The organism is Streptomyces sp. NPDC102259 (assembly GCF_044766465.1).
GTDB lineage: Bacteria > Actinomycetota > Actinomycetes > Streptomycetales > Streptomycetaceae > Streptomyces.
Map to the genome: position 1 here is coordinate 27896 of NZ_JBIWMA010000032.1, position 24883 is coordinate 52778.

Annotated in this window: 19 protein-coding genes and 1 pseudogene; 9 read left to right on the forward strand and 11 right to left on the reverse strand. The window is 73.8% G+C overall.

Annotated features, from left to right (window positions below):
- The first annotated feature begins 48 nt into the window (after positions 1–48).
- Entirely contained in the window at positions 49–1314 is a 1266-nt protein-coding gene (locus ACIRPU_RS40055) for a glycosyltransferase (RefSeq protein ID WP_403876877.1), read from the forward strand.
- On the opposite strand, the gene ACIRPU_RS40060 is transcribed toward ACIRPU_RS40055, so the two are convergent.
- Positions 1311–1973, reverse strand: coding sequence for a TetR/AcrR family transcriptional regulator (locus ACIRPU_RS40060; protein WP_403876813.1), 663 nt, complete (start codon positions 1971–1973; stop codon positions 1311–1313). The two genes, ACIRPU_RS40055 and ACIRPU_RS40060, sit on opposite strands and share 4 nt — an antisense overlap.
- Before the next feature lie 180 nt (positions 1974–2153).
- Here ACIRPU_RS40060 and ACIRPU_RS40065 point away from each other — a divergent pair, with 180 nt between their 5' ends.
- Positions 2154–3410 carry a YncE family protein gene (locus tag ACIRPU_RS40065; protein ID WP_403876816.1) on the forward strand — a complete coding sequence of 419 codons (1257 nt, stop codon included), beginning with the start codon at positions 2154–2156 and terminating at the stop codon, positions 3408–3410.
- Between the two features lie 83 nt (positions 3411–3493).
- On the opposite strand, the gene ACIRPU_RS40070 is transcribed toward ACIRPU_RS40065, so the two are convergent.
- Positions 3494–5356, reverse strand: a complete 1863-nt coding sequence (locus ACIRPU_RS40070) for a cellulase family glycosylhydrolase (protein ID WP_403876819.1) — start codon at positions 5354–5356, stop codon at positions 3494–3496.
- A gap of 203 nt (positions 5357–5559) precedes the next feature.
- Between ACIRPU_RS40070 and ACIRPU_RS40075 the strand changes: the two genes are divergently transcribed.
- Positions 5560–6660, forward strand: a complete 1101-nt coding sequence (locus tag ACIRPU_RS40075; protein WP_403876823.1) for an XdhC family protein — start codon at positions 5560–5562, stop codon at positions 6658–6660.
- A gap of 276 nt (positions 6661–6936) precedes the next feature.
- On the opposite strand, the gene ACIRPU_RS40080 is transcribed toward ACIRPU_RS40075, so the two are convergent.
- Entirely contained in the window at positions 6937–7440 is a 504-nt protein-coding gene (locus tag ACIRPU_RS40080) for a metallophosphoesterase family protein (protein WP_403876825.1), read from the reverse strand.
- Positions 7441–7574: 134 nt separating this feature from the next.
- Here ACIRPU_RS40080 and ACIRPU_RS40085 point away from each other — a divergent pair, with 134 nt between their 5' ends.
- Positions 7575–9506 carry a glycosyltransferase family 2 protein gene (locus ACIRPU_RS40085; RefSeq protein ID WP_403876827.1) on the forward strand — a complete coding sequence of 644 codons (1932 nt, stop codon included), beginning with the start codon at positions 7575–7577 and terminating at the stop codon, positions 9504–9506.
- 4 nt (positions 9507–9510) lie between these two features.
- Positions 9511–10110, forward strand: coding sequence for a dTDP-4-dehydrorhamnose 3,5-epimerase (rfbC, locus tag ACIRPU_RS40090; RefSeq protein WP_403876830.1), 600 nt, complete (start codon positions 9511–9513; stop codon positions 10108–10110).
- On the opposite strand, the gene ACIRPU_RS40095 is transcribed toward rfbC, so the two are convergent.
- The 7 genes from ACIRPU_RS40095 to ACIRPU_RS40125 form a co-directional block, all read right to left on the reverse strand.
- The gene (locus tag ACIRPU_RS40095) at positions 10100–10903 is read right to left on the reverse strand and encodes a class I SAM-dependent methyltransferase (RefSeq protein ID WP_403876832.1); all 804 of its coding nucleotides are present in this window, start codon (positions 10901–10903) and stop codon (positions 10100–10102) included. The two genes, rfbC and ACIRPU_RS40095, sit on opposite strands and share 11 nt — an antisense overlap.
- Positions 10890–11798, reverse strand: a complete 909-nt coding sequence (gene rfbD / locus ACIRPU_RS40100; protein WP_403876835.1) for a dTDP-4-dehydrorhamnose reductase — start codon at positions 11796–11798, stop codon at positions 10890–10892. The genes ACIRPU_RS40095 and rfbD overlap by 14 nt, the downstream gene beginning before the upstream one ends.
- Positions 11795–12763 (reverse strand): dTDP-glucose 4,6-dehydratase, encoded by a 969-nt coding sequence (rfbB, locus tag ACIRPU_RS40105; protein WP_403876838.1) that lies wholly within the window; start codon positions 12761–12763, stop codon positions 11795–11797. Before rfbB ends, rfbD begins: the two co-directional genes overlap by 4 nt.
- Complete coding sequence (locus tag ACIRPU_RS40110; protein WP_403876841.1) at positions 12760–13827, reverse strand: glucose-1-phosphate thymidylyltransferase; 1068 nt, start codon at positions 13825–13827, stop codon at positions 12760–12762. Before ACIRPU_RS40110 ends, rfbB begins: the two co-directional genes overlap by 4 nt.
- A gap of 68 nt (positions 13828–13895) precedes the next feature.
- Positions 13896–14078: a hypothetical protein gene (locus ACIRPU_RS40115; RefSeq protein WP_403876844.1), complete on the reverse strand. Its 183-nt coding sequence runs from the start codon at positions 14076–14078 to the stop codon at positions 13896–13898.
- Between the two features lie 81 nt (positions 14079–14159).
- Complete coding sequence (locus ACIRPU_RS40120) at positions 14160–14534, reverse strand: DUF6479 family protein (RefSeq protein WP_384120917.1); 375 nt, start codon at positions 14532–14534, stop codon at positions 14160–14162.
- A gap of 74 nt (positions 14535–14608) precedes the next feature.
- Positions 14609–17062, reverse strand: coding sequence for a SpoIIE family protein phosphatase (locus tag ACIRPU_RS40125; protein WP_403876848.1), 2454 nt, complete (start codon positions 17060–17062; stop codon positions 14609–14611).
- A 211-nt stretch (positions 17063–17273) separates the two neighbouring features.
- Here ACIRPU_RS40125 and lanKC point away from each other — a divergent pair, with 211 nt between their 5' ends.
- The 4 genes from lanKC (at position 17274) to ACIRPU_RS40145 (ending at position 24183) form a co-directional block, all read left to right on the forward strand.
- Complete coding sequence (lanKC, locus tag ACIRPU_RS40130; RefSeq protein ID WP_403876851.1) at positions 17274–19940, forward strand: class III lanthionine synthetase LanKC; 2667 nt, start codon at positions 17274–17276, stop codon at positions 19938–19940.
- Positions 19941–20029: 89 nt separating this feature from the next.
- Positions 20030–20146, forward strand: a complete 117-nt coding sequence (locus tag ACIRPU_RS40135) for a SapB/AmfS family lanthipeptide (RefSeq protein WP_020128989.1) — start codon at positions 20030–20032, stop codon at positions 20144–20146.
- Between the two features lie 111 nt (positions 20147–20257).
- The gene (locus ACIRPU_RS40140) at positions 20258–22036 is read left to right on the forward strand and encodes an ABC transporter ATP-binding protein (RefSeq protein WP_403876854.1); all 1779 of its coding nucleotides are present in this window, start codon (positions 20258–20260) and stop codon (positions 22034–22036) included.
- Positions 22033–24183, forward strand: coding sequence for an ATP-binding cassette domain-containing protein (locus tag ACIRPU_RS40145; RefSeq protein ID WP_403876858.1), 2151 nt, complete (start codon positions 22033–22035; stop codon positions 24181–24183). Before ACIRPU_RS40140 ends, ACIRPU_RS40145 begins: the two co-directional genes overlap by 4 nt.
- Here the strand turns inward: ACIRPU_RS40145 and ACIRPU_RS40150 are convergent.
- A pseudogene (locus tag ACIRPU_RS40150) lies at positions 24106–24699 on the reverse strand (LuxR C-terminal-related transcriptional regulator); the annotation flags it as partial. The gene ACIRPU_RS40145 and the pseudogene ACIRPU_RS40150 overlap by 78 nt on opposite strands.
- Between the last annotated feature and the right edge of the window lie 184 nt (positions 24700–24883).

Consider the following 24883-nt stretch of genomic DNA (forward strand, 5'->3'; position numbering starts at 1 on the left):
CTCGGCCGACGGTCCGCCCCCATACTGTCCGTCGTGCGAGTGGCGATCATGACAGCGGGATCCAGGGGGGACGTGGCCCCCTTCACGGGGCTGGGCCATGGGCTCGTGCGGGCGGGGCACGAGGTCACCCTGGTCACCCACGCGCGGTTCGCGCCGCTGGTGGCGGGCTCGGGGGTGGGCTTCCACGCGCTGCCGGTGGATCCACGGGCGGAGCTGGAGTCCGAGCGGGGCCGGGGGCTGCACCGCAGCACCACCGGCCCGGGCAAGCTGCTGCGGATGGCCCGGATGGCGCGGTCGCTGGTGGGGCGGATGACCGACGACCTCCTGGCCGCCGCCCACGCGAGCGACGTCCTGCTGCTGTCCGCCCCGGTGGCGCCGCTGGGGCACGTCATCGCCGATGGTCTGTCCCTGCCGAGCCTCGGTCTCTACCTCCAACCCGTCGCCCCCACCCGGGAGTTCGCGCCGCCGGTGCTGGGCGGCGGCTCCTGGGGCGCGGTCGGCAACCGGCTCGCCGGGCACGGCGTCGGGGTGGCCGTCGAGCAGGTCTACGCGCCGGTCGTGCCGGCCGTACGGGCCCGGCTGGGACTGCCCGCCGTACGCCGTCCCGGCACCGGCCTGCGGGGCCGGGACCGGCGCGGCCGGCCGGTCCTGCACGGGTTCAGCCCACTGGTGGTGCCCCGGCCCCGCGACTGGCGGGCGGAACTGGACGTCACCGGGTACTGGTGGCCGTACGAACGGGAGACCCGACTTCCGGCCGCTCTACGGGAGTTCCTCGACGCGGGGCCGCCGCCGGTCTTCGTCGGGCTGGGCAGCGCGACCGTGCCCGACCCGCGGCGGCTGACCGCCGAGATCGTCCGGGCGCTGCGCGGGGCGGGGCTGCGCGGGGTGATCCAGCGCGGCTGGGCGGGCCTCGCGGCCGACGGCGACGACATGCTGACCGTCGACGAGGTCCCGCACTCGCTGCTGTTCCCGGAGACGGCCGCGGTGGTCCACCACTGCGGGGCGGGGACGACGGCGGCGGGCATACGGGCCGGGGTCCCCGCCGTGCCGGTACCGATCCAGTTCGACGAGACCTTCTGGGCCGACCGCCTGGTCGACCTCGGCGTGGCGCCGGTGTCGGTGCCGCTGCGCCGGCTGACCGCGAAGACCCTGACCGCCGCGCTCCTTCGGGCCACCAGGGAGCCCGGCCTCCGCGAGCGGGCCCGGGAGCTGGGCGCCCGGGTGCGCGGGGAGGACGGGGTGGCGCGGGCGGTGGAGGCCGTGGGGCGACTGTCGCCCGACCGGCCCGGCGGGAGCGGCCGGGACGCGCCCTAACCGGCCTCGGGCGCCCACCCCGGCGGCCGCAGGATGCCCAGCAGTTGCCGCACGAGTTCGTCGACCACCTCGTCCAGGGTCGCGTCCACCCACCCGGCGCTCCAGTCGTGGAGGAGGCCGTTGACGCTGCCGATGAAGGCCGTCGCCGCGAGGCGGTAGTCGCGGGGGGCCGCCTCGCCGCGGGCGGCGGCCGCCGTCGCCTCCGCGCAGATGAGATCGACCCAGCGGGCCCGGCGGGCCAGGCGCTGTTCCTCCAGCCGGGGGCTGACCCCGACGATCTCCACGAAGGTGATCCGGATGCGGCGCGGGTCGGAGGTCACGTCGGCCGCGTAGGCCCGGAAGATCGCGGTGACCCGCTCGACGAGCGGCCTGTCCTGGGCGGCGGCGAAGGCGGCCAGGACCGCCTCCTCGGCCCAGTCGTTGACCTGGAGGTGCAGTGCCGCCAGGACGTCTTCGAGGGTGCGGAACTCCTCGTAGAACTGGCGGGTCGACAGGCCGGCCGCCTCGCTCAGCGACGCGACCGTGGTGCCGCGGTAGCCGGGCACGTCCCCGAACAACCGCAGCGCCGCCTTCAGAAATCTGCCGCGTCGCTCCACCTGCCGCTGCTCGGCGGACTTGCCGCCGTATCGGCCGGTGGGCGCCCTGAGCCTGCCCGCCACTGACCCTCCCTCGTCGTTCTGTGCTCCCCCACCGCCAATTTTGTCGTGTACGAAGTCTTGTGGCGAAGGGCCCCCCTTCCTTACTTTCCAGTAAGTAAAGTTTGAATGCACCCGTGTTCAGATGTGGGCGGACCTCTTCCGCCCTGCCCCCACACCTTTCACCCAGAGGAGAGAGCAGCCATGCCTGCCTTCAGATCCAGGCACCTTTGCTCCGTAGCCGCCGCCCTCGTCCTGACCGTCACCGCTCCCGCCACCGCCGCCACCGCCGTCTCCGAGGCCTCGAACGCCGCCGCACTGCGCGAGGTGCTCTTCGTCGGCAACAACTGGGAGGGCACTGCGGACGTCATCAAGTCCAGCGGTGACTTCGCCAAGGTCGGCCGGATCAACGTGATCCCCGACAAGAGCGCCCGGATGGCGGAGATCAACGCCGACCCGATCAAGTGGATCTACTTCCAGGCCATCCGCAACGGTGTCGGCGAGGGCCACGACCAGTTCGTCGACGACATGTACACCACGCCGGACGGCGGCTCGGTGGTCGTCTCCCGGCCCAGCTTCGCCGATGTCGTCTCCATCAACCTGGCCTCCGGGAACATCAACTGGCGCTTCCCGGTGTCCGGTTACCGCTCCGACCACATGGCCGTCTCGCCCGACGGCACCCGGGTCGCGGTCTCCGCGTCGATCTCGAACACCGTGCACGTCCTGAACATCGCCACCGGCAAGCAGCTGGGCTCGTTCAAGACCGGCGACAAGCCGCACGAGAACATCTTCACCAAGGACGGCAAGTACATCTACAACATGTCGATCGGCGACGTGAACACCTCGCAGGACGCCCCGTGGCAGGACTTCACGAAGGGCGACCGGCGCATCACCGTCGTCGACGCGACCACCTACCAGCAGGTCAAGGTCATCGACATGCGGCAGCGGCTGGACGCGATCGGCCTCACGGACTACTCGGACGCGGTGCGTCCGGCGGTCTTCTCACCGGACGAGTCCAAGCTGTACTTCCAGGTCTCGTTCTTCAACGGCTTCTTCGAGTACGACCTCGCCACGGACCGCATCACCCGGACGAAGACCCTGCCGAAGAACCCGGCGACCAGCGACGACCGCACCACCTTCGTCAACGACTCGCGCCACCACGGCATCTCGATGAGCCCCGACGGCAGCAAGCTGTGCGTGGCGGGCACGATGGACGACTACGCGACGGTCGTCGACCGCGCCACCCTCCAGGAGGGCCCGCTGGTCACCGCGTCCAAGCCCTACTGGGCCACGGTCAGCGGCGACGGCAGGAGCTGCGTCATCTCCGAGAGCGGCGCCGACCAGGTCACGGCGATCGACTTCGCCACCGGGCAGAAGGTCGTGTCGGTGCCGGTGGGCGACCATCCGCAGCGGGTCCGGATCGGCCATGTCGCGGCGAACTGGACCGGAACCGGCAGCTGACGGCTCCTCAAAACGCCGGGGTGGGTGGCGATGACCGCCACCCACCCCGGCTTCCGTACGTCGTGCTGTCGTGCCCGGCGGGGTTACCCCACCTTCTGGGCCGCCCAGGCCGACAGCTCCGTGCGGGCGGCGGCCAGCAGGGTCGCGGACGGTGCGGTCGACCCGTTGGTGACCAGCGAGTAGTGCACGGTGCCCGAGTCCGGCGCGCTGAGCAGCAGGCGCCTGCTGCCCGTGCCGCCCGGTTCGGCGGCCGCGGCGATCTTCGTGGTGGCCGTGTACGCGGGCGGGGCGTACACCGTGCCGAGGTCGGAGACGACCGTCGTCGTGGCGGTCGGGAAGGAGGCCGGCAGATGCAGTTCGGTGGGCGCCGTGCCGCCGTTCGAACGCCACACCAGCACCCCGTACTGGCCGGAGCCGACGAGCTGTTTCGTGTTGGGCAGCGAGCTGGGGACCGGATTCCAGGTGAGCGTGGTGGAGCCGTCGCGGGAGCGGTCCTCGTAGGTGAAGGCGACGGTCGTGCCGGAGGTGGCGCTCGGGTAGATCCGGTCGAGCAGCCGGGCGTCCTGACGCAGGGTCGCCGTGCCGCTGTCGTCCAGGCGCACGGCGGACAGGTCCTCGTCGTTCCAGGCGTCGCCGGTGGTGAGCACCTTGTCGGCGTTGCCGTTCATCAGCTCGTGGTGGCGGCCGTTGTAGATGTCCCACTGCCACTGCGAGCCGGAGAGGACCGGCCCCGAGGTCGCCGGGGTGGTCCACCAACCGGCGCCCTTCACGCGGGAGTCGAGCGCCTGGTACATCGCCTTCAGGACGGTCGGCGCCTTGCCGGCGGTGCTGCCGTTCAGGGGGTGGCCGAACTCGCTGACGATCGCCGTCGTCCCGGCCGCCGACGCGCGGTCGCGGACCGTTCCGAAGTCGGTGACGTACTGGCCGTCCTGCGCGTTGCCCCACATCAGGACGCCGGAGATGGCCTTCTGGTCGTAGAAGTGGGTGTTGAAGACGTAGCGGGAGCCGAGCGTGCCCGCGTCGAGGAGGCCGCCCTCCTCCTTGCTGACGTTGCCGTTCCAGAAGAGGTTCGGCTCGACGAAGGCGGGCTTGTCGGTCCAGCCGGCCGCGTCCATCCGGGCCCGGAACTTCACGTAGAAGGGCCACAGCACGTCGCGTTCCCAGGTGCGGCTGGCCTGGCCGGAGTCGTAGGTGCCGGCGTAGGGCTCGTTGTAGGGGTCGAAGCCCAGGACGCCGGCGAACTCCTCGGTGGTGAGGTTCGCCTTGATGTACGCCATGGTCTTCTGGGCGGTGGCCAGGAAGTAGTCCTGGAGGCCGTAGGCGTTGTGCCAGAAGTCGTACTGGGCGGCCTTCACCGCGCCGTTCTGGGTGATGTTCTGCCCCCAGAGGAAGCAGATGCCGCAGGACTCGGCGGGGTAGCCGCCGAGTGCCACCGCCCACGCGGGGGCGCCGTCGCCCGTGTACCAGCTGCCCGAGTTGAACAGGTGGCGGGAGTAGAGGTCCTGGTGGAAGTCGGGGTAGACCCGGATGCCCGCGTCCAGGAAGGCGCGCATCTGTGCGGTGGCGGCGGCCAGGTAGGTGGAGTCGACCTGGCCCTTCACCGGTTCGGCGTAGGCCCAGGAGAGCAGGAAGCGGACGGAGTTGCCGCCGCCGAGGGCGCGCAGGGCCGTCGCGGATTTCGTGGCGTCGGCGACGGAGGCGAAGGGCAGGCCCTTGTTCTCCGCGAGCTTGGTCTCGCCGGAGACGTTGTAGCCGCGCAGGACGACCTCGCGGCCGTTCGCGTCGAGGAAGCGGCCGCCCGACACGGTGAGCGCCGTGCCGTCGAAGGAGAGGGAGTCGGGGAGCGTGGCCGCGCCGGCGGTCGGGGAGCCCGCCACCGTCAGGAAGCCACAGAGTCCGCAGAGGACCACCAGAACAGCGAGCAGACGTGCCCGTATATTCGGCATGTCCACTACAGTCCGGTGATTTCCGGACACCGTCAATACCTTCTGACCCGCGAGTAAGTTCATTCCCTGTCAACCCAGTTGGCAACCCGACTCCGTCGGTGCACAGGCGTCCCGCGCGGTGCGGACCGGCGGACGCCACGGCTGCGGACTACCGTTCAGGGGAAGCGGCCGATGCGGCCGCCGCGGCCGGAAGGGAACCGATCGTGCGCGAGATTCTCCCGGTGCTGAACGAGTGGTACGCGGCCGGTGTGCCGTTCGGGCTCGCCACCGTGGTCGCCGTCAGCCGAAGCACGCCGCGTGATCCGGGCGCGGCGATGGCGGTGGGGCCGGACGACGAGGTCGTGGGCAGCGTGTCCGGGGGCTGCGTCGAGGGCGCGGTGTTCGAGCTGGCCCGGGAGGTCGTGGCCGACGGGGCGGCCCGGCTGGAGACCTTCGGCTACAGCGACGAGGACGCCTTCGCCGTGGGGCTGACCTGCGGCGGCGAGATCACGCTGCTGGTCCGTGCCGTCACACCCGGACGCGACCCGTCGTTCGGCGCCGTCGCGGAGTCGGTCGCCGCGGGCGAGCCGGTGACGGTGGCCACGGTGACCGACGGCCCCGCGCCACGCGGGGCCACCCTCGCCGTCTGGCCGGACCGGACCTCCGGCACGCTGGGCACGGAGGGTCTGGACGCGGCCGTCACGGCCGACGCGCGCGGGGAACTCGCCCTCGGCGTCACCGGCGTACGGCACTACGGGCCGCGCGGCCAGCGGCGCGAGGACGCCGTCCCGGTGTTCCTGCACTCCTTCGCGCCGCCGCCGCGCATGCTGGTGTTCGGCGCGATCGACTACGCGGCCGCCGTGGCCCGGGTCGGCGACTTCCTGGGCTACCGGGTCACGGTCTGCGACGCCCGGCCGGTCTTCGCCACCCCGAAGCGTTTCCCGCCGGGCGTCGAGGTGGTCGTGGAGTGGCCGCACCGGTATCTGCGCGACACGGACACCGACGACCGGACGGCGATCTGTGTGCTGACCCACGACCCGAAGTTCGACGTGCCGCTGCTCGAGGCGGCGCTGCGCCGGCCGGCCGCGTACATCGGGGCGATGGGCAGCCGCCGTACCCACGACGAACGCCGGGCGCGACTCGTCGAGGCCGGGCTCACGGACGGTGAGCTGGCCCGGCTGCGCTCACCGGTCGGGCTGGACCTGGGGGCCCGAACACCCGAGGAGGTGGCCGTGTCGGTGGCCGCCGAGATCGTCGCGCTGCGCTGGGGCGGCAGCGGCGCCCCGCTGACCGGGACGGCCGGGGCGATCCATGGCGCGAGGTGAGGCCGGCCGGCCCGCGCCTCCGCCCCGTTAGCCGCCCCGCTTCCACCCCGACTTCCGCCCCCGTCGTCGCTCCCGTCGTCCTTGAGATGTGTGAAGCGCGCACGGACGGGGTAGGCGCACATAACGGACAGAAAGCACGTCCCTCTGTCCTTCGTCTGACGAAGGAAGGAGGTCCGTTGAAGCAACGCACACTCGCAAGTTCCGGGCCGCCCCCGACCATCCCGGCCGGGCGCGGCCCGGTTCTCTGTCGCGGCTCCGCCGCCATCGGCTTCGGCGTCACCGTCGCGGTGGCAACCGGTGCAGGACGAGGTCCGTGAGCCGGCCCTCGGCCGCGGTGGCGGTCAGATAGGTGCAGTGCGGCTGACGGCGGCGGTCGGTCGGGGACCCCGGGTTGAGCAGGCGGGGTCCGCCGGGGGCCGTGGTGTCCCAGGGGATGTGGCTGTGGCCGAAGACCAGGACGTCCAGGTCGGGGAAGCGTGCGGCGCAGCGGGCCTCCCGGCCCTGGGCGGGGCCCGTCTCGTGGACGACCCCGAACCGCAGCCCGCCCAGTTCCGCGAAGGCGACCTCGGGCAGCCGGGCGCGCAGGCCGGGCCCGTCGTTGTTGCCGTACACGCCGACGAGCCGGCGGCTGCGGCTCTCCAGCAGGTCGAGGGTGTCCGTGTCGACCCAGTCCCCGGCGTGGATCACCACGTCCGCGTGCGGGAGCTCGTCGAGCAGCGGGGCGGGCAGCGCCTTGGCGCGCTTGGGGAGGTGGGTGTCGGACATCATCAGCAGGCGCACGCCGCCAGACTACAAAATGCTCGACTCGGGTCGATCCGGACAGGTGGGGCGTCGGCGGCGGGGTTAGCATCGGGCCACGCGCACCCTCCGTCCCGCGCACGGCAGAGCGATCCAGCAAGGGGGCCAGGAGCCCGATGCCGGTCAAGGTCAGCGTCATCGTCCCCGTCTACAACCCCGGTCCCTACATCGAGGACTGTCTCGCCTCGCTGCTGAGGCAGTCGCTCCCGCCGGACGAGTACGAAGTGATCTTCGTCGACGACGGCTCCACCGACGCCACTCCCGCCCTCCTCGACGCGGCCGCCGCCGAGGACCCCCGGATCCGGGTCGTCCACCAGGAGAACTCCGGCTGGGCGGGCAAGCCGCGCAACGTCGGCATCGACGCCTCCCGGGGCGAGTACGTCATGTTCGTCGACAACGACGACCACCTCGGCGACGAGGCCCTGGAGCGGATGTACGACTACGGGGTCGCGCACGACGCCGACGTCGTCGTGGGCAAGATGGCCGGCAAGGGGCGCTCGGTGCCGGTGGAGCTGTTCCGCACCAACCGCCCGCACGCCACCGTCGAGAACGCGCCGCTGATCGACAGCCTCACCCCGCACAAGATGGTCCGCCGGGCGTTCCTGGACCGCACCGGCCTGCGTTTCCCCGAGGGGCGGCGGCGGCTGGAGGACCATGTCTTCGTCACCGAGGCCTATCTGCGCGCGGACAACGTCTCGGTGCTCAGCGACTACGTCTGCTACTACCACGTCCGGCGCGACGACGCCGCGAACGCCGGCTTCCAGCGGTTCGAGCCGGTGGGGTACTTCAAGAACCTGCGGGAGGCCCTCGACGTCGTCGAGCGGTACACCGAGCCGGGCGCGCTGCGCGACAGGCTGTTCCGGCGGTGGCTGCGTGTGGAGATGGTCGAGCGGCTGCGCGGCAAACGCTTCCTGAGCCTGCCCGAGGACTACCGCAAGGAGCTGTTCGAGGAGATCCACGGGGTCGTCGTCGAGCGGTTCGGGCCGGGGGTGGCGGCGCCGCTCCAGCCCACCCAGCGGGTCGTCGCCGCGCTGGCCGCCGACGGACGGTACGACGACGTCGTCGCGTTCGCGGAGTGGGAGGCGGGCGTCGCGCTCGCCGTCGACCCGGAGGACGTCACCTGGCAGGGCGGCGTGCTGCGGATCGCCTTCGCCGCCGAGCTGACGCACGACGGCGGGCCGATGACCTTCCCGTCCGCCGGGGGTTCCCCGCAGTGGCCGCCGCGGGACGTCGCCGAGGCGGTCCGGTGGCTGGGCACGGACACCGTGGGCCGGTTCGACCGAGCCGTGCCCGACCTGCTGCTGCGGGAGCGGGCCAGCGCGGCGCAGTACTTCCAGCCGGTGGACGTGGTCCGCGAGACGGTCCCGGCCGGCGACGGCAGCCAGGTGCGGCTCCTCCTGCGGGCGACCGCCACCATCGATCCCGCCACCGCGCTGAGCGGCGGGCCGGCGGGCGAGGGACTGTGGGACGTGTACGTGCGCGTCGGTCTGGGCGGCTGGACGAAGGAGCTGCGGCTGGGCCCGGCGCCCCGCCACGGCCGTCCCGTCCCGCCCGCCGGGGTGGTCGCGGGGCGCGTGGTGCTGCCGTACTGGACCGACCGGTACGCGAGCCTCGCCCTGGACGTCGGTCACGCGGGCAAGCGGCTGGGCCTGGGCCGCGTGGCGGCCGGGGACGTCGCCGTCGCGGAGGACCGGCTCCACGTCACCCTGCCGCTGCACGTGCCCGAGGCCGTCGAGGTGCTGCTGCGGCTGACGGGAGCGAAGTCCGGCGGTTCGCACGAGGTCTTCGGGACGCTCTCGCCGGGCGGCCGGCTGGCGGCCGTCCTGCCGGTCGGTGATCTGCTGGGCGGGACCTGGCTGACGACGGTGTGCCTGACGCCGGACGCGGACCCGGCGCGCTTCCACCCGCTGCCGTTCGCCCTGCACGTCGCGTCCGACGGCGTCGTCGTGGTGCCGGCGCCCCAGCCCGCCGGTGCGCGACGACTGGCCCGCCGGGTGCGACGGGCGCTGTACCGGGCACTGCAGACCATCACGCCCCGCAGGAGGTGACGGCATGCGGCCACTGGACATCGAGGGGGCCTGGGTGCTGGAGCCCAGGGTGTTCCCGGACGGGCGGGGCAGCTTCCACGAGTGGTACCGGACGCCGGAGTTCCGGGCGGCCACCGGCTACGACCTGGGGCTCGCCCAGGCCAACTGCTCCGTATCCCGCCGGGGCGTGCTGCGCGGGATCCACTTCTCCGACGTGCCGCCCGGCCAGGCCAAGTACGTCACCTGTGTCCGCGGCGCGGTGCTCGACGTGGTCGTCGACCTGCGTGTGGGCTCACCCCTGTTCGGGCGGTGGGAGGCGGTCCGGCTGGACGACGACACCCGGCACGCGGTGTTCCTCGCCGAGGGCCTCGGCCACGCCTTCCTGGCCCTCACCGACGAGGCCACCGTGGTCTACCTCTGCTCGACCGGGTACGCGCCCGAGCATGAGCACGGGGTGCACCCGCTCGACCCGGCGCTGGGCATCGACTGGCCGCGGGGCGTGGAGCCGGTGCTGTCGCCGAAGGACGCGCGGGCGCCGTCGCTGGCCCGGGCCAGGGCGTCGGGGCTGCTGCCGTCGTACGCCTCCTGCCGGGACCGCTACCAGGAGCTGAGGGTCAGCGGCTGACGGCCGCCCGCTCCAGCGCTCCGCGCAGCGGCTCCCAGCCCCGGGAGCGGTCGAGGCGCCGGTTGCGGGCCCGCACGAGGGGCTTCCAGAAGCCCGCCCGCAGCAGGGTCTCGGGCCGTACCGCGCGCACCCGTTCCAGGATCGCCTCGGGGACCTTCTGCGGGTCGGGGACGTCGAACTCGGCGATGATCTCGTGGTACTTCTCGCGCAGCACGGGGTTGCGGGGGTCCGCGCCGAAGACGACGAGCTGTCCGGTCGGCTGGGTGTCGACGGGGACGGCCACCAGGTCGGGGCGGTAGCGGGACAGGATCTCGACGAGCTTGTAGACGTCGCCGGTCCAGGCGGTGGTGTGCCGGTCACGGGCGGCCTCGTCGACGCCGCGGGGCAGCATGTCGTCGAAGACGATCACGCTCGACCAGTCGGAGTGCTTCTCGACGTTGATGAAGTCGCGCAGCGCGTACTCGAACAGGTGCATGCCGTCGATGAAGGACAGGTCGAGGGTGGTGCGACGCCAGTGGCCGAGGGGGTGGCGGCCCCGGGCGAGGTTGCGCACCGGGTGCCGGCCGCCCTTGAGGTGGGCGAGGGGGTTGCGGCGGGCGAAGAAGTCGTCGCTGGTGGCCTTCACCAGGTGGACGTCGCAGCGGATCTCCGAGGTCACCTTGAACGCGGGGTCGACCGCGATGCTGGGCACCCGGGACAGCCGCAGGCTGCGGCCGTCGTTGACGCCGATCTCCAGGTAGTTGCGGTTGGCGCTGGCCTTGTGCAGTTCCCGCAGGAACTCATGGCGTTTCACGAAGGGACTCCTTGAGGGACACCGTGTCGAAGGACGCCTTGCGGATCAGGGGAAGTGCCTGCCCCAGGGCGGCGCGCCAGTCCCGCGGCGGTGACAGGCCCGCCTCCCGCCAGCGGTCGTGCGCGAGGACGCTGTAGGCCGGCCGGGGCGCGGGCCTGGGAAAGGCGTCGCCGGTGGTGGGGCGCACCCGGTCCGGGTCGGCGTCCACGGAGCGGAACACCTCGCGGGCCAGGTCGTACCAGGTGGCCTCGCCGGCCGCGGTGGCGTGGAAGACGCCCGTCGCGCCGCGGCCGACCTTCGGTCCCAGGTCGGCGATGCGGGCGGCGACGTCCGCGCTCCAGGTGGGCTGCCCGCGCTGGTCGTCGACGACGTCGAGGGTGTCGCGGCGGGTCTCCAGCTCCAGCATCGTGCGGACGAAGCTGCGGCCGTGGACGCCGTAGAGCCAGGCGGTGCGCACGATCACGCCGGCGTCGGGGAGCACGGCCCGCACGGCCCGTTCGCCGGCCAGCTTGGTGCGGCCGTAGGCGGTGCGGGGGGACGGCGGATGGTCCTCGCGGTAGGGGGCGCGGGCCGCGCCGTCGAAGACGTAGTCCGTGGAGACGTGGACCAGGCGGGCGCCGTGCGCGGCGCAGGCGGCGGCGAGCAGCCGGGGCCCCTCGCCGTTGACCAGGAGCGCGCGGGCCTCGTCGGTCTCGGCGTCGTCGACGGCCGTGTAGGCGGCGCAGTTGACCACCAGGTCGGGCCGCTGGGCGGCGAACGCCCGGGTCACGGATGCGGGCCGGGTGATGTCCAGGCCGGTGCGGTCGAGGCCGGCCACGTCCTCGCCGCGCCGGGCCAGTTCCTCCACCGTGTCCCGGCCGAGCATCCCGCCCGCGCCGGTGACCAGCCATCTCATGGCAGCCGCGCTGTGCGTTTCAGGGGTTCCCACCAGTCGCGGTGGTCCCGGTACCAGGCGACCGTCTCGGCGAGACCGGTCGTGAAGTCGTGGCGGGGCCGGTAGCCGAGCTCGGTGCGGGCCTTCGTCCAGTCGACGCAATAGCGCAGGTCGTGGCCCTTGCGGTCCTCGACGTGACTGACCCGGTCCCAGTCGGCCCCGCAGGCGTCGAGGAGCAGCCCGGTCAGCTCGCGGTTGCTCAGCTGGGTGCCGCCGCCGATGTTGTGGACCTCGCCGGGGCGGCCCTTCGTACGGACCAGGTCGACGGCCTCGCAGTGGTCCTCGACGTGCAGCCAGTCACGGACGTTGCGTCCGTCGCCGTAGAGGGGGACCTGCTCGCCGTCCAGGAGGTTGGTGACGAAGAGCGGGATCAGCTTCTCGGGGAACTGGCGCGGGCCGTAGTTGTTGGAGCAGCGGGTGACGCGGACGTCCAGGCCGTGGGTGCGGTGGTAGGAGAGGGCGATCAGGTCGGAGGAGGCCTTCGAGGCGGCGTACGGGGAGTTGGGCCGCAGCGGGTGGTCCTCGGTCCAGGCGCCGGTCTCGATGGAGCCGTAGACCTCGTCGGTGGAGACGTGCACGAACGGGCCGACGCCGTGCCGCAGGGCCGCGTCGAGCAGCGTCTGGGTGCCGAGGACGTTGGTGCGGACGAAGGCGCCCGCGCCGTCGATGGAGCGGTCGACGTGGGACTCGGCGGCGAAGTGGACGACCTGGTCGGCGGCGGCCGTCAGCTTGTCGACGAGTGCGGCGTCGCAGATGTCGCCGTGCTCGAACGTCAGCCGGGGGTGGCCGGCCGGCAGGTTGGTGAGGCTGCCCGCGTAGGTGAGCTTGTCCAGGACGGTGACGCGCACGGCGGGGTCGCGGGCCAGCAGGCCGCGCACATAGGTGGAGCCGATGAATCCGGCGGCCCCGGTGACGAGGAGGTTCATGTGTGGATCTGTACCTTGCTGTGGTCGCCGAGGACCAGCCGGTGGGCGCTGGACACGCCGGTCGCGGGGGTGACCTCGACATGCCGGCCGATCAGGGAGTTCTCGATGCGGCCCACTCCCTCGATGGAGGAGTCGCGCAGCACGATGGAGAACTCCAGCTCGCTGTCGGTGATCCGGCAGTTCTCTCCGACGGAGGTGAAGGGGCCGACGTAGGAGTCGCGGACCTCGCTGCCCGCGCCGAGGACGACGGGCCCGACCAGGCGTGAGTTCACCACCCGGGCGCCGGCCTCCACGACGACCCGGCCGACCGTCTCGGATGCCTCGTCGACCTCGCCGTCGATCCGGCGCTCGACGCCCTCCAGCACGGTCCGGTTGACCTCCAGCATGTCGACGACGTTCCCGGTGTCCTTCCAGTAGCCCTTGATGATCGTGGAGCGCACCCGGGCGCCGGTGTCGATGAGTCGCTGGACGGCGTCGGTGATCTCCAGCTCGCCGCGCCCGGAGGGCTCGATGGCGCGCACGGCGTCGTGGATCGCGGACGTGAAGAGGTAGACGCCGACCAGGGCCAGGTCGCTCTTGGGGTGCGCGGGCTTCTCCTCGAGGCCGAGGACCTGTCCCGCGGGGTCGAGTTCGGCGACGCCGAAGGCGCGGGGGTCGGGGACCCGGGTGAGCAGGATCTGGGCGTCCGGGCGGGTCCTGCGGAACTCGTCGACGAGGTCGGTGATGCCGCCGACGATGAAGTTGTCGCCGAGGTACATGACGAAGTCGTCGTCGCCAAGGAAGTCACGGGCGACGATCACCGCGTGGGCGAGGCCGAGGGGCCTGTCCTGCGGGATGTAGGTGATGTCGAGACCGAACCGGGAGCCGTCGCCGACGGCCTCCCGGATCTCCTCGGCGGTGTCGCCGACGATCACACCGACCTCGGAGACGCCGGCGTCGGCGATGGACTCCAGGCCGTAGAAGAGCACGGCCTTGTTGGCGACCGGTACGAGCTGTTTGGCCGAGGTGTGGGTGATCGGCCGCAGTCGTGTCCCGGCGCCGCCGGACAGCACCAGAGCCTTCATCAGCCTCACTCCAGCCCCCGGTCGCCCGGCCACGACCGATTCATTCGCCCAAGTCGACCGTGTGCCGGTCAGTCCTCACCCCTGACAATGTTGCATTCGGGGCCGGACTGCATCCCGGAGACCGCCCCGGGGGCGGCGACGGCCGCCAGGCAGGTGCGCGGCGCGGCCGTTCCGCGGCGCAGCCGGCGGGCCCTGGCCCAGCCGGTCTCGGCCCGGCGGGTCGCCGGTTTCTCGTGGACGGACGCGGTCACGACGGTTCATCACCCTTCTCGGTCACACGGCTGTCGCGCGGAACCCTTCCGGTCCCCACGGCTGTCTTCGGGGCATCGGGATCAGGGAGCGCCCTGGCCGCCGCTGCCGAACGAGCCGCCGGAGCCCTCGTCCCAGCGGGGGCGGCTCTGGTCGGCGCTGTCCCGGCTGCCGGTGGGGCGCAGCTCGTGCGGGGTGAGGCGTTCGCTCTCGTCCGTGGCCAGCGGCATCTCGTTGGGCTCGCGGGCCCGGCGGGTCTCGTGGGCCGGGCCGGAGCCGGGCCTGCGGGGCTGTTCGTGCGGCTTCGGCGGCGCGGGCTCGCGTTCGCGGACCTTGATGCCGAGCCGGAAGGCCCAGATCAGACCGCCGACGAGAACGATCCCGACGACGATGAAGGCGACGGTGGCCAGCACGGACTTTCCGGATGCCGCGAGATAGGCGGAGGCGAAGGTGTCCATGGGCGGCGGGTACCCCGTTCGCGCCCCTGGACACGTGGCGGCCCGGTGGCCCCGGACAGGTGGCGGCCGGCCGCTCAGTGCTCCAGCGCCAGCTCGCTCCACACCTGTTTGCCGCCGCTGACCGGTACCGTCCCCCAGGCCTCGGACATGGCCTCGACGAGGAGGATGCCCCGGCCGCCGGTGGCCTCCCAGCTCAGGCTGGTCGGCTTGACGGGGGTGCGGGGCGAGGCGTCGGTGACGGCCACGCGCAGCCGGCGGCCGATCAGCACGAGGTCGAGGCGGACCCGGCCGTCGGTGTGCACCAGGGCGTTGGTCACCAGTTCGGAGACGACCAGCAGGGCGGTGTCCATGGCCTCGGCGGGCACACCCCAGTCGCGCAGGGTGCGCCGGGTGAAGCGGCGGGCCTGCCGTGCCGCCTCGGGCACCCGCCACACCGTCCAGCCCTCGCGCAGGGGTTTGACGGCCATGCCGTCGTAGCGCATGAGGAGCAGGGCGACGTCGTCGCCGCGGTGGGCGTTGCCGAGCAGGGCGTCGGCGACGAGACCGAGGTGGGCGGGGTCCGACACGGTCAGTTCGTGGGCGAGGCGGTCCAGGCCGGTGTCGATGTCCATCTCGGCGGACTCCACGAGTCCGTCCGTGGTCAGCGCGATGACGGTGCCGGGCAGCAGGCGCAGCGGGGTCATCGGGAACTCGGCCCGGGTCACGACCCCGAGGGGCGGGCCGCCGTCCGTCTCGGCGATCTCGGTCGATCCGTCCGGGTGGCGCAGGACGGGCGGCGGGTGCCCGGCCCGGACGCACCAGGCGGTGCCCTCCTCCATGTCGACGTCGACGTAGCAGCAGGTGACGAAGAGGTCGGTCTCCAGCTCCATCAGGAGCCGGTTGGAATGGGAGACCACGACGTCCGGCGGGTGGCCCTCGGCCGCGTAGGCGCGCAGCGCCGTGCGCATCTGGCCCATGAGGGTGGCGGCGCCCGTGCTGTGTCCCTGGACGTCGCCGATGACGAGGGCGACGTGGTGGTCGGACAGCGGGATCACGTCGTACCAGTCGCCGCCCACCTCGAGGCCGGCGGTGGCCGGCAGGTAGCGGGCGACGGCGACGGCGCCCGGGAGTTCCGGCAGGCGGCGCGGGAGCAGCTGGCGCTGGAGCATGCCGACGAGCTCGTGCTCGGCGTCGAAGGCGCGGGCGCGCGTCAGGGCCTGGCCGGCGAGGCCGGCGGAGGCGGTGAGCAGGGCGCGTTCGTCGGGGCCGAAGTCGTGCGGCTCGTCCCAGCCGATGAGGCAGACGCCGGCCATCCGGCCCCCGGCGGCCAGCGGCAGGACGGCGAGGCCGCCGGGGCCGACCCCGGCGAGGGCCGGTTCCAGGGCGGTGCCGGCCGGCCAGATCCGGGCGCGGCCCTCGCGCAGGGCGGCGGCGAGGGTGGGCATGGCCCGCACGGGCGCGTCCGGCCACTCGGCGCGCCACTCCAGCCGCCACAGCTCGGGCCAGGACTCGGGCTCGGGCGGGTCGAGGACGGTGACCACGAGCCGGTCGTTCTCCAGCTCGGCGAGCGCGATCCGGTCGGCCCGCAGCGGCTTGCGCAGCGCGGCGACGACGGCCCGGCCGACGTCGCTGACGGTGCCCGCGGTGGCTAGCGCCGCGGCCAGCCGCTGGACGCGGGCGACGTCGGTGACCTCGCCGCGCAGGGTGGAGGCGTCGGTGACGGTGCCGACGAGCCGGGCCGGCCGGCCGTCGCCGGGCAGCAGCCGGCCGCGCAGCCTGAGCCACCTCGGCGGCCCGGCGGGCTGGAGGACGCGGAACTCCAGCTCGCGCTCGCCGATCGACATGTGGCCGGCCTCGACGACGGACATCAGCGAGGGCAGGTCCTCGGGGACGGTGAGCCCGAGGAGCGTCTCCACCCGGCCGTCGAACCGGTCCCGGCTCACTCCGAACAGCTCCAGGAGCGCGTCGCCGACCTCGACCCGGCCGGTGTCCATGGCCAGGCTGAAGGCGTTGGGGCGCAGTTCCTCGTCCTCGGCGGGGACGGCCGGGGCGGGCACGGCGACGGCCTCGGCGACGAGCTCTAGGCAGACCCGCTCGTCGGCGCCGAAGCCGCCGGGGCGCTCGCTCACTGCCAGCAGACAGCCGCCCGTGCCGCCGTGCAGGGGCAGGACGGCCAGGTGGACGTCCTGCCCGGCGGGCATCCGCCGCGCCTCCGCGCAGTCGGCGAGCTCCGCCGGGCCCAGCCACACCGGCCGTCCGGCGCGGTGGGCGTCGGCGGCCGGCGAGTGCCCGTCGAGCGGGTAGCTCTCGCGCAGTCCGTACAGGGTCCTCGGGACTCCGGCCGAATCGACCAGGCGGAGCAGGTCGCCCTCCCCGCCGGGCGTGTAGACGGCGGCGAGGGCCGCGCCCGCGAAGACGAGCGCCTGTTCGAGCGTGCGCCTCACCCGTTCGGGCGAGACGGGATCGGCTGTGATCGTTTTGAGCGCGATTTCGGCACGCAGGGGCCCCGTTCTGCGCTCCGCGGCACCCTCACTGACCACGTTCGCCATTACAGCGCCAAAGGTGCCTCCGCGCAGCCCCTGGAGCGGTTTCGTGGAGGTGATCGGGGGTACCGGCCGCCGGCCCTGCTCGAAACAGACCGAACATGTCTTTACGCGTGCGTTCCGCACAGGGTTCTCGTGACAGGCGTGACTGTCCGCGGCCCCTGTCCGCTTGCGAGTCTCTTGGCCGGGCCACGGAAAGGGCCACGGAAGGGGACCCATGGACAAGCGGTACGAGGTGTACGCGCTGGCGGACGCGCACTTCTACGAGACACCCGACCGGCTGACCGGCGACGGGCCCGCACCGCTGTTCGACACGGCGCGCCGCCCGGTCCCCGAGGGCTGGACCTCGGCCCGGATCGGCGACTGGCTGACCCTGACGCCGCTCGACGCCGACGGCTCCCCGGCGCCCGGCCCCGCCCAGGGCTGGAAGATCCACGCCTCGGCCACCCGGGCGAACGCGGAGCGGATCGCGGCGATCGTGTGGGACTACTGCGTCCCGCGCCGCATCCCGTTCAAGTTCGTGCCGGGCCCGCACCTGCTGCATCTGCGCAACACCAAGTACGCGGGCCGCGACACCAGCGGCAAGTTCGTCACGGTCTACCCGTCGGACGAGGAGCGGCTGCACACGGTGCTGCGCGAGCTGGGCGCCCTGCTGGAGGGCTTCGAGGGCCCGTACATCCTGACCGACCTGCGCTGGTCCGACGGCCCGCTCTACGTCCGCTACGGGGCCTTCGCGCGCAGTTACGTCGTCGACGACCGGGGCTCGCTCGTGCCGGCGGTGCGCGACGGCGCGGGAACCCTGGTCCCCGACCGGCGGGCGCCCTCCTTCCAGGTGCCCGAGTGGGTGACGCTGCCCCCGTTCCTGGAGCCGCACCTGGCCGCCCGCAACACGACGACGGTGGGCGAACTGCCCTACCGCATCGAGAAGGCGCTGCACTTCTCCAACGGCGGCGGGGTCTACACGGGCACCGACACCCGGGACGGGCGCAAGGTGGTCCTCAAGGAGGGCCGGCCGCACGCGGGGCTGGCCTCGGACGGGGCCGACGCGATCACCCGGCTGGAGCGGGAGAAGCGGGCGCTGGAGACGGTGGCGGGAACCGGGGTGGTGCCCGAGGTACGGGACTGGTTCACCCTCGGCGACCACCGCTTCCTGGTCATGGACCTCGTCGAGGGGCGTCCGCTCAACTCCTTCTTCGCGGAGCGGCACCCGCTGCTCTCCCCCGACCCCGATCCGCGGGCCGTCGCCGCGTACACGGCATGGGCGGTACGGATCCACGGGGCGGTGGAACGGGCGGTGCGCACGGTGCACGCGCGCGGGATCGTCTTCAACGACCTGCACGTCTTCAACATCATGGTCGCGCCGGACGAGGAGTCGGTGTACCTGATCGACTTCGAGGCGGCGGCCCCCGTCGGGGAGAACGGCCGCCAGGTCGTGGCGCACCCCGGCTTCTTCGCACCGCCCGACCGCCGGGGCGTCGACGTCGACCGCTACGCGCTGGCCTGCTTACGGCTGGCCCTGTTCCTGCCCGTCACCACCCTGTTCGTGGTGGACCGGGGCAAGGCGGCCCATCTGGCCGAGGTGATCGCCGAGCAGTTCCCGGACGTGCCGGCGGAGTTCCTGGACGAGGCGGTCGCGGAGATCACCCGCGACATCCGCGCGGACGGCACCGTCCCGGACGACACCACCCCGGACAGCGGCGGGTCCGGCGCGCCGGCGCGGGTCGCCGCCCGGGTGCCGTCGGCGCCCGCCTTCCGGGTGGAGCCCGGTGACTGGCCGCACAGTCGCGACTCGATGGTCAAGGCGATCCTCGCGTCGGCGACCCCGGAGCGCGACGACCGGCTCTTCCCCGGGGACGTCGCCCAGTTCTCCGACGGCGGCGGTCTCGGGCTGGCGCACGGCGCGGCCGGCGTGCTGTACGCGCTGGCGGTGACCGGCGCCGAACGCCACGAGGACGGCGAGCGCTGGCTCCTCGACCACACCGCCCCGGCCCCGACGGGCACCCCGCTCGGCCTGTACGACGGCCTCGCGGGCGTCGCCCACGTACTGGACCTGCTGGGTCACCGGCAGCGGGCGCTGGACCTGGTCGACGGCATCCTGCGCGAGCGGTGGCAGAACCTGTCCTCGGACCTGAACGGCGGACTGGCCGGGCTGGGGCTCGTCCTCGGTGACCTGGCACGCCGGACGGGTGAGCCGGAGTTGCGCGAGCGGGCCGCCGAGGCCGCCGACATCGTCGTACGACGACTCGCCGAACCGGTGCCGGACACGCCCCGACGGCGCCGGGCCGGGCTGCTGCGGGGCGCGAGCGGACCCGCGCTGTTCCTGCTCAGGCAGTACGAGGCGACCGGTGAACGCCGGTTGCTGGAGGCGGCCGGCGTCGCCCTGCGCCGGGACCTGGCGTCCTGCGCGGAGCGCGAGGGCGGTGCCCTGGAGGTCGACGAGGGGTGGCGGACCCTGCCGTATCTCGGCGACGGGAGCGTGGGGGTGGGGGCGGTGCTCGACGACCACGCGGCCCATGCCGATGACAGCGCGGGGGAGTTCGGGCGGGCCCGCGCCGGCATCCTCACCGCGGCCACCTCACGCTTCTACGCGCAGCCCGGCCTCTTCCAGGGCCGCGCCGGGATGATCCTGCACCTCGCCCGCACCACCACGCCCGGCGCGACCCGGACCCGGCTCGCCGAGCAGATCGCCGCGCTGGGCTGGTTCGCGATGCCCTACCAGGGCCAGCTCGCCTTCCCCGGGCACCAGATGATGCGGCTCTCCATGGACCTCGGCACCGGCACGGCGGGCTGCCTGCTCGCCCTCGCCGCCGCCCTCGACCCGGACGGCACGGGCGCCACCGCGCACCTGCCGTTCCTCCCGCCGCCGCACCGGCGGCCCTCATGACGCGGCTCCGCGACAACCGACGGAGTCGTGACGCAACCCGTCCCCACGGGACGTGACATCCAACCGACGCACCGACGAAAGGACACCCCATGGCCCTGCTCGACCTTCAGACGATGGAATCCGACGAGCACACCAGCGGCGGCGGCAACAGCACCGTGAGCCTGCTCTCCTGCATCAGCGCGGCCAGCGTTCTGCTCTGTCTCTGACCCGCACGACAGGCACGACACGCTGAACGCTCCGGGCGGTCCGCTCCTCAGGGAGAGGGCCGCCCGGGGCCAGGCCTCCCCCGATGACCTCCGAGGAAGTGCGGGAGCAGGATGCCGATGGACCGGACGACCGGTGAGCTGCTCGGCGCGGCCACCCGGCACAGCGGGTCCCGCTGCCTGGCCCTGGGCCTGGTGAGCGTGGCGGCGACCGGCGCCCAACTGCTGCTGCCCGCGGCCCTCGGCCGGGCCCTGGACCTGCTGCTCGCCCACTCCCCCGCGACCCGCTGGGTGCTGTGCTGCGCGGCCCTGGCCCTGCTGCTGACCCTGCTCGACGCGTGCGAGACCGTCCTCGGCGGCACACTCGACGCCCGGACCACCGCCTTCCTGCGCCGCCGGGTGACCGGCCACGTCCTGGCCGTGGGGCCGCGCGCCACGGCCCGTTTCGGCGCCGGGGACCTCGTCGCGCGGATCGTCGGCAGCGCCGCCCAGGCCGGTACCGCGCCCGGTGCCCGCGCCGCGCTGCTGGCCGCGCTCGCCGGACCCGTCGGCGCCGTGGTGGCACTGGCCCTCATCGACCCGTGGCTCGCGGCCGTCTTCCTGACCGGTGCGCCGGTCCTGGCGCTCCTGCTGCGGTCCCTCGCCCGGGACACCTCGGCCTGCGTGGCGGACTACCAGCGGGCGCAGGGGCGGATCGCGGCCGCGCTCACGGAGGCGGTCGGCGGGGCCCGCACGATCCGCGCGGCGGGCACGGCGGCCCGGGACACGAAACGGATCCTGCGGCCGCTGCCCGAACTGTCCCGGGCCGGCCGGCGCATGTGGCGGGTCCAGGGCCGGGCCGCCGCACAGGCGACCGCGGTGGCGCCCCTGCTGCACCTCGGGGTCGTCGCCGTCGCGGGCCTGCTGCTCACCCGGCACCGGCTGTCGCCCGGCGACGTCCTCGCCGCGTCGCGCTACGCGGTGCTCGCCACCGGCGTCGGCGTGCTGGTCGGCCGGCTGTCCGGCCTGGTCCGGTCCCGGACGGCGGCCGCCCGCCTCGGAGAGGTCCTCACGGAACCGGCTCCTTCCTACGGCGACCGCCGCCTGCCCGGGAACGGCCCCGGGCGGCTCGAACTGCGCGGTGTGACCGCCGTGCGCGGTGACCGTACGGTGCTGGACGGCGTCGACCTGGTGGTGCCGGGCGGCTCGACCCTGGCCCTGGTGGGCCGCTCGGGCGCCGGCAAGTCGCTCCTGGCCGCGCTGGCGGGCAGGCTCACCGACCCGGACGCCGGCGAGGTCCTGCTGGACGGCGTCCCGCTGCCCGCCCTCCCCCTGACCGAGCTACGGGCCGCGATCGCCCAGGCGTTCGACCGCCCGGCCCTGCTGGGTACGACGATCGAGGACACCATCTCCCTCGGCCCGGCCTCCCCCGCCCGGGTCCGGGAGGCCGCCCACACGGCCTGCGCCGACGACTTCGTCCGCCGCCTGCCCGAGGGTTACGCCACGCCCTGCGCGCACGCCCCGCACTCCGGCGGCGAGGCCCAGCGGCTCGGCCTGGCCCGCGCGTTCGCCCACGGCGGCCGGCTCCTCATCCTCGACGACGCCCTCTCCAGCCTCGACACGATCACCGAACGCCAGGTCACCCGGTCCGTGTTCGGCCGCACCACGACCGCCACCCGTCTCGTCGTCGCCCACCGCGCCGCCACGGCCGCCCGCGCCGACACGGTGGCCTGGCTGGACGGGGGCCGGGTGCGGGCGGTGGGAACGCATCAGCAGCTGTGGCGCAGGGCCGAGTACCGGGCGGTGTTCGGGACAGGTCTCGGAACGGACGAGGAAGCGGAAGCCGGTGACCGGTCGAGTGCGGGGGCGAGTGCGCGGACGGAGGCCGGGCCCGGCCCGGAGGCACGGCGGTGAGCCGGGTGGCCGACGCGGAGGGGCTCGGGGCCAGGGGGCTCCGCTTTCTGCTGGGCCGTCGGCGGGCCCTGTGGCGACTCGTGGGCTGGTCGGTGCTGGAGACCGGCCAGACCTTCCTGCTCGGATACGCCCTGGCACGGGCCCTGGACGACGGGTTCCTGGCCGGACGGGCCGAGGTGGGGCTGTGGTGGCTCGCGGTGGCCGGGCTCGGCGTGCTCGCGGGCGCGTACGGGACCGGACGCGTGTACGGGGCGGTCGCCGCGCTGGTGGAACCGCTGCGGGACCGGCTGGTCACCCGGGTGGTGCGGCGGGGGGTGCGGGAGGCGGACGGCGGGGCGCTGTCCGGGCTCACCCAGCAGGTGGAGATCGCGCGGGACAGCTTCGCGGGCCTGGTGATGGTCTCGCGCTCGTTCGTGTTCACGTCCGCCGGCGCTCTCGTCGGCCTGTGCGCGCTCGCGCCGCGACTGCTCCTGGTGGTCGTGCCGCCGCTCGCCGCCGGAGTGGGCCTGTTCGCGGTGACCCTGCGTCCGCTGGCCCGACGGCAGGAGGCGTTCCTCGCCGCCGACGAGGCGCTGGCGGGGAACCTGGGCGTCGTCTGCCCGGGACTCCGCGACGTCACGGCGGCCGGCGCGGAGGACCGGATCGCCCGGGACACCGGCGCGCTCGTCGACGCCGAGCTGCGAGCGGCCCGCGCCCTGGCCCGCTGGGGTGTGGCCCGCGTGGCGTGTCTGGCGCTCGGCGGCCAGCTGCCGCTGGTCCTGCTGCTGGCCGGCGCCCCCTGGCTGCTGGACCACGGCGTGACGCCCGGCGCCCTCGTCGGCGCCCTCGCCTATGTCACCCAGTCCCTGCTCCCGGCCCTCACCGCCCTGGTCCACGGCCTGGGCACGAGCGGCTCCCGCCTGACGGTCGTCCTGCGGCGACTGGCACCGCGCGGCGAGGCAGCGGAACTCCCGGCCGAAGACGAGGGCCGGACGGCGACCCGGCAGCACCGGTCGCCCGAGGCACGGCGACCACCCGCCACCCGGCGACCACCCGACACCCGGCGACCGGCAGAGACCGCACCCACCGTTGCCCTGCCCCAGCCCCTGCCCCGGCCGCGCGAAGCGCCCTGGCATCCGCCCCTCGACCACTCCCGGCCGAGCGGAACACCGCAGGCCCCTCCCCCGCGGTCCACCCCTTCGGCGGCCCCTCCGAGCCCCGCGCCACCCGCGCTCGCCCTGACCTCCCTCACCTTCGCCTACGGTCCCGCTTCCGCGCCCGTCGTCGACGGCCTCACGCTCACCCTGCCCACCGGGGCGCATCTGGCCGTCGTGGGCCCGAGCGGGGTCGGGAAGTCCACGCTGACCGCGCTGGTCGCCGGGCTGCTGGAGCCGGAGCGCGGGGAGATACGGATCTGCGGTCGGCCGGTGCCGAGCGGCGAGGCGGCCGCTCGGCGCGTGCTCATCCCGCAGGAGGCGTACGTGTTCAGCGACACCCTCGGCGAGAACCTCACGCACCTGCGGCCGGACCCCGTGCCCGAGGAGGAGCTGCGCGCGGCGGCCGAGGCGGTCGGCCTGACCCCGCTGCTCGACGCGCTGGGCGGCCCGGCGGCGCGCGTGGATCCGGCGGCGCTGTCGGCCGGCGAACGCCAGTTGATCGCCCTCACCCGCGCGTACCTGTCGTACGCCCCGCTCGCCCTCCTCGACGAGGCGACCAGTCACCTGGACCAGGAGGCGGAGGCCCGCGCCGAGCGTGCCTTCGCCGCCCGGCCGGGCGGCACCCTGGTCGTCGTCGCCCACCGCATCAGCTCGGCCAGGCGCGCCGGCCGGGTGCTGGTCATGGATGGGCCGCGGACCACGTGCGGGACACACGACGAGGTGGTGCGAGGCTCCTCCCTGTACCGCGACCTGGTCGGCGGCTGGGAGGAGACGGGGAGGGAAGCGTCGAGGGAAGCGGGGAGAGAAGCGAGGGAAGAGGCGGGGGAAGCCGCGGGAGCGGGGGACGGGTCACAGCCAGCCCTGCCCCTGGGAAATGCGGATGGCGTCGACGCGGTTGCGGGCGCCGGTCTTGCGGGTGATCGCCGCCATGTAGTTGCGCACCGTCCCGTGGGACAGATGCAGGTTCCCGGCGATCTCCGCGACGGAGGCGCCCTCGGCGGCGAGGGTTAACACGCTCAGCTCCCGTCGGGTCAGCGGCATCTCGGCGGCCTTGAGGAAGCCGAAGCCCAGCGAGTCATTGACGAAACGTTCCCCCTGGGCGACCTTCCGGATGCCGCGCAGCAACTGCTCCGGGGTGCCCGCCTTGTCGACATAGCCGAGCGCCCCCGCCTCCAGGGCCCGTTTCAGCAGGCCCGGCCGGTTCGCGCTGGCGAGCACCAGCAGACGCGGCGGCACCAGGCCGCCACCCCGCGGGCACAAGTCGCCCAGCGGCGGAAGGCCGTACGCGTCGGAGCAGTCGAGATCCGCCGCGCACACGTCCGGGCGCACCGCCCCGACGCGGACGGCCGCGCTGCGCCACGGGACGTCGTCCACCCGAAGGTCGGGTTCCCGGGAGAGCCACTGTGCGAGGACCGATCTGACCAGACACGCGTCGTGCACCAGTAGTACCCGGATCACTGCCGCCCCTTCAGCTCTTGCCGTACACCGGTTCCGTGGTGATGTCCGTGGTGTTGAACGCGTGCCCATTCTTCGGCTCCGGGACCGTTTCTCAGCGCGAAGATCCGGCCATCGGGATGCGCGGGGGCGCACGCGGAGCGCCCGTAAGCCGTCGCGCGCTTCGACCGAGGGGGCGTGAGGGCGGCCCGACGGGGTAAGGGGCGGCCCGCGGCGGGCGCTCGCTCGCCGTGCGCACCCGGCCGCCAGGGGGCAG

What these genes read in the sequence shown, in the direction of transcription:
- ACIRPU_RS40120 (WP_384120917.1), bottom strand. Translation starts at nt 14,534, where the DNA reads ATGGACACCTTCGCCTCCGCCTATCTCGCGGCATCCGGAAAGTCCGTG.
- ACIRPU_RS40070 (WP_403876819.1), bottom strand. Translation starts at nt 5,356, where the DNA reads ATGCCGAATATACGGGCACGTCTGCTCGCTGTTCTGGTGGTCCTCTGC.
- ACIRPU_RS40135 (WP_020128989.1), top strand. Translation starts at nt 20,030, where the DNA reads ATGGCCCTGCTCGACCTTCAGACGATGGAATCCGACGAGCACACCAGC.
- ACIRPU_RS40055 (WP_403876877.1), top strand. Translation starts at nt 49, where the DNA reads ATGACAGCGGGATCCAGGGGGGACGTGGCCCCCTTCACGGGGCTGGGC.
- rfbB (WP_403876838.1), bottom strand. Translation starts at nt 12,763, where the DNA reads ATGAACCTCCTCGTCACCGGGGCCGCCGGATTCATCGGCTCCACCTAT.
- ACIRPU_RS40065 (WP_403876816.1), top strand. Translation starts at nt 2,154, where the DNA reads ATGCCTGCCTTCAGATCCAGGCACCTTTGCTCCGTAGCCGCCGCCCTC.
- rfbC (WP_403876830.1), top strand. Translation starts at nt 9,511, where the DNA reads ATGCGGCCACTGGACATCGAGGGGGCCTGGGTGCTGGAGCCCAGGGTG.
- ACIRPU_RS40110 (WP_403876841.1), bottom strand. Translation starts at nt 13,827, where the DNA reads ATGAAGGCTCTGGTGCTGTCCGGCGGCGCCGGGACACGACTGCGGCCG.
- lanKC (WP_403876851.1), top strand. Translation starts at nt 17,274, where the DNA reads ATGGACAAGCGGTACGAGGTGTACGCGCTGGCGGACGCGCACTTCTAC.
- ACIRPU_RS40085 (WP_403876827.1), top strand. Translation starts at nt 7,575, where the DNA reads ATGCCGGTCAAGGTCAGCGTCATCGTCCCCGTCTACAACCCCGGTCCC.
- ACIRPU_RS40140 (WP_403876854.1), top strand. Translation starts at nt 20,258, where the DNA reads ATGCCGATGGACCGGACGACCGGTGAGCTGCTCGGCGCGGCCACCCGG.
- rfbD (WP_403876835.1), bottom strand. Translation starts at nt 11,798, where the DNA reads ATGAGATGGCTGGTCACCGGCGCGGGCGGGATGCTCGGCCGGGACACG.
- ACIRPU_RS40125 (WP_403876848.1), bottom strand. Translation starts at nt 17,062, where the DNA reads ATGGCGAACGTGGTCAGTGAGGGTGCCGCGGAGCGCAGAACGGGGCCC.